General features: G+C 69.7%; 1 protein-coding gene. It reads left to right on the plus strand.

Going from position 1 to position 2,663, the window contains the following annotated elements:
- Window positions 1-455 precede the first annotated feature (455 nt).
- Window positions 456-2,636, plus strand: a complete 2,181-nt coding sequence (locus tag ACLBYE_RS30220) for a TonB-dependent siderophore receptor (protein WP_447696988.1) — start codon at window positions 456-458, stop codon at window positions 2,634-2,636.
- Window positions 2,637-2,663 lie beyond the last annotated feature (27 nt).

Here is a 2,663-nt window from a genome sequence, read left to right on the forward strand (position 1 = left end):
CCGACACGCCGCCCGCTGATCCCGGCACCGCCGCCGCCGCGCCCCCGGGGCGCGCCGGCGGCGCGCCGGTCGAACCGCCATCGACGATCGCGCGTCGGACACGGCGCGCGGTACGCCGGCCGGTCCGCGTTTCCCCCCTCGCGCGGGCCGGCCGGCCGTTCTCCCGGGCGATCCCGCGCGATCGCGCCCGGCCCCCTGACGGACGCGAAGGCGTGAGTCGGCCCGCATCCCGGGACTCAGCCGGTTGTGAAGGCCACGGACGACACACTCTGAAGTTGGCATCTTTGAATGATTTCAAAGCATTGCCCCTCAAAGCGTGCCTTCCGCGCCACATCCGGGCAGAGGATGCGCGCGTCACCCGCAGCTTTCCGGATCGGCGTTGAGAAAGGACGGCGTTTGCACTCTAGAAACACGGCACCGCGTCGATACGCCGCTCTTGAGAACGATTTTAGATCATGCATGCCGCCCGGATCGACGCCGTCGATCGCATCCAATACTGCCGGCCGCGCCTGAATATCTGTAGCACGGGACTCGCGACGTCACTCCTCCTGCTCGCGCCGACGGAGATCCGCGCGCAATCCGACCCGGCCGCCGACGAGGTCGTTCTCTCCGAACTCAGCGTTGCGGGCACGGGCCCGGCCAGCGAGCGGGCCGACGGCCCCGTCGTGGGCTACCGGGCGACGCGCTCGGCGACCGCGACGCGCACCGACACGCCGGTGCGCGACTCGCCGCAATCGATCAACGTCGTGTCCCGCTCGGTGATCACCGACCAGCAGGATCTGCGGCTCACCGATGCCGTGACCAACGTCAGCAACGTGGTTCTCGGCAGCACGGTGCAGGGACGGTCGCAGAACTACCTGATCCGCGGGTTCTCCACGCAGGTCTTCGCCGTCGACGGCGTGCTGGTCGATCCGGCCATCAACTTCTACCCGGTCACACGGGACCTCGTGGACGCCGAGCGCGTCGAGGTGATCAAGGGCCCGGCCTCGGTGCTGTTCGGCCGGGGCGATCCCGGCGGCGTCATCAACATCGTGACCCGCCGGCCGACCTTCGAGCCCACGGCCGACGCGAGCGTGCAGGGCGGCAGCTTCGGCTTCCGGCGCTTCCAGGGCTCCGTGTCGAGCGCGCTGCCCGCCGTCGAGGGCCTCGCCGCGCGTCTCAGCTTCGCCGCCCAGGAGGATCCGACCTTCCGCAACTACGGCGGCGACACCAACCGGCGCGTCTTCGTGGCGCCGGCCTTCAGCTGGACGCCGAGCGCCGACACCCGGGTCTACGTGAACTCGGAATTCACCAACCAGCACACCCAGTACGACGAGGGGCTGGTGGCCTTCCGCGGCCGCGTCCCGCTCGACAACATCGGCCGGTTCTACGGTGAGCCGTCCTCGCGCTACTTCGGCGCGTTCAACACGATCACCATGCGGGCCGAGCACGACGTCAACGAGAACCTGACGCTCCGGCAGGTCATCGCCGGGCAATGGGGCACGTTCGACGTGTTCGCGGCCCGTGCCCTATCGGTCAACAATGCCGGCACGCTGCTGAGCCGGCGCGAAGCCACGGTCAACTCGCGCTTCGCCGCGGTCGACAGCCAGACCGAGGCCGTGATGAAGTTCGACACCTTCGGCTTCGCCCATACGGCGCTCCTCGGGCTCGAGTACTCGAACGGCTTCCGCCACGCCTTCTCCCAGCAGGGCAACCTCGCCCCGGTCAGCTTCCTCAACCCGATGTTCGGCGCGGCCTTCCAGCCGCTCCAGTTCCAGGCCGACCTGAAGCAGAAGCTGGAGGTGTTCGGGCTCTACGTCCAGGACCAGATCGTGCTGGCGCCGGGCCTGCAGCTCGTCGTCGGGGCCCGGTTCGATCTCGGCAGCCAGTACTATTTCAACCGCCAGCCGGCCTCGCGGACCCAGCCGCCCGAGCAGACCCTGTTCGGCGCCTCGCCGCGGGTCGGGCTGATCTACCGGCCGTTCGAGCCGCTGACCTTCTACGCGAGCTACGCCACGTCGTTCCTGCCGCAGACCGCCAGCGTGCTGAACGTGGCGAGCCCCCCGCCCAGCACGGGCGAGCAGGTCGAGGCCGGCACCCGGGTCGATCTCACGCCCGGCCTGACCCTGAGCGCGGCCGCCTTCCAGATCGTCCGGGACAACGTCGCGGCCACCGACCCGCGCAATCCCACCTTCTCGGTCATCACCGGCCAGCAGCGGTCGCGGGGCGTCGAGGCCGATCTGGCCGGCGAGATCCTGCCCGGCTGGAGCATCATCGGCAGTGTCGGCCTGATCGACGCGCGGATCACCAAGGACACGACCTTCGCGGTCGGCAACCGGCTCACCGGCGTGCCGGTGTTCAGCGGCAGCCTGTGGACGACCTACGCGTTCCAGGACGGCCCGCTGCGCGGGCTCGGGCTCGGCTTCGGCGTCACCCATGTCGGCCGACGCTACGGCGACCTCGACAACAGCTTCACCGTGGGCGCCTACAACCGGCTCGACGCGCTCGTGTACTACGATTTCGACGCCCACTGGCGACTGTCGGTCAACATGCGCAACCTGACGAACGCGCGCTACATCGAGGCGCCGACCAACGCGACCAACAACACCCCCGGGGCGCCGTTCACGGTGCTGGCGACGATCACCGCCCGGCTCTGACGGGCGGGCCGCATCGCCCGAGCGGCC

This window comes from Methylobacterium sp. A52T (assembly GCF_053346095.1).